A 1,517-nucleotide genomic window follows, 5' to 3' on the forward strand; every position below is an offset into this window, starting at 1 on the left:
CAAAGCCGTTCAGTTAGGTCGGCGGCGGTGTTGTCAAGATCGGCTGGATGTCGATGGTGGTGGTGGCTGGGCGGTTGGGGCCGCGGTGGCGACCCTTGGCGCTGCTGGCCACGTACTTGGAGATCGCGCGCTTGACTACGCGCGGGTTGGTCCGGACCCGTCGGGCAGGTAGGAGCTGCTCCAGCACGTGGTGCCCGATCGTGCCGACGAGGTCGATCACGGTGTCGGCGATCACGCCAGCGGCGGCGATCAGCTGATCGCGGGCGGCGTGCAGGGCGACGGTGAAGCTGCCCCGGTCGGGATCGATGTCGCTGCGGTCCAGGGTGGCGTCGCTGATCGCGATCCGCAGCGTTTGGTAGGTGATCAGCAAGGCATAGATCTCCTGGGCGACTCCGGTCGGGGTGCGAGAACGCAGCACCCGCCCGCCCAGGCTGGTGGACTTCAGCTCGGCGAACCCGGTCTCGATCTCCCAACGCTCGTGGTAGAGCGCCACGATCTCCAGCGCGGGCACGTGTGGATCGAGCACGGTCGTGATGAGTCGGTAGGTCTCGGTCCGGCACCCCTCGCTGGTGGTGATCGTGACCTGGGCGGTGATCACCCGCACCTCGACCCGCCCGATCCGGGAGAGAAAGGATCCGTCGGGCAGGATCTTGCAGACCGGGAGCCGGCGCTGGTTCTTGACCCGCACCAGCAGGTCAGCTCGGGTCGCGGCGAGCGCGGCGATCCAGGTTGAGGCGGCGAAGTTCCGGTCGGCCAGCACGATCATCCCGGCCCGGGCAGAGCCGAGTAGCTGGTGGGCGTAGCCGATCTCGCCGGTGCGGTCGCTGCCGAACACCGCGTCGATGATCGTGCGGGTACCGCAGGCGACCAGCGCCAGCACCCGGACCATCGGATACCCGGTGCTGGTGCCATGCGAGCTGCCGCCCTTGCTGAACACGGTGAGATTCGCTGCGGTGTCCGCGCAGCACAGAATGCTGCCGTCCACCGCGGTGACCAGCCGGCCCCGCCAGAACACCCCGGGCCGGCCCGCGCGCCCCTCACCGACGCGCACGCAGCCGGTCTCCGCCCCGCGCAGCAGGTCGAACAACGCCCGCAACGGCGCCACCCCGACCCGGACCCGCGCGGCGGTGATCGCGCTGGGCGCCGGGGTGGCCACCGCCAGCCCGGTCAGGCCCGCGCACAGCCGAGTCCACACTTGCGACAGCCCGATCTCGGCACACAACCCCGCAGCAAGCAGGAGATACACCACGACCCGCGAGGGCAACAACCGCAACCGCTGCTGCACCGAGCCGGTCTCGGCCAGCACCGCATCGACCATCTCGAACGGCACGATCCGGGTCAACTCACCGAGATGACCAGGGGCAAAACACCCACCGGCCACAGTGACGACCCGAGTGATGACAGAATTCGCGCTCAGCGGAGCTCCCGGTGGTGTCGAGGCTGTCTTGGAGGACGACCTCTCCTACCGGAGCTCCGCTCCCATCTCTGGCACCGACACGCCACAACAAGATCCTTGA

Annotated in this window: 1 protein-coding gene; it reads right to left on the bottom strand. The window is 68.8% G+C overall.

Going from position 1 to position 1,517, the window contains the following annotated elements; all coding sequences use genetic code 11:
• Window positions 1-13: 13 nt before the first annotated feature.
• Window positions 14-1,381, bottom strand: a complete 1,368-nt coding sequence (locus FG385_RS33685; protein ID WP_268815970.1) for an IS4 family transposase — start codon at window positions 1,379-1,381, stop codon at window positions 14-16.
• Window positions 1,382-1,517: the final 136 nt, after the last annotated feature.

It is taken from the genome of Amycolatopsis alkalitolerans (genome assembly GCF_006152065.1).
GTDB classification, from domain to species: Bacteria; Actinomycetota; Actinomycetes; order Mycobacteriales; family Pseudonocardiaceae; genus Amycolatopsis_E; species Amycolatopsis_E alkalitolerans.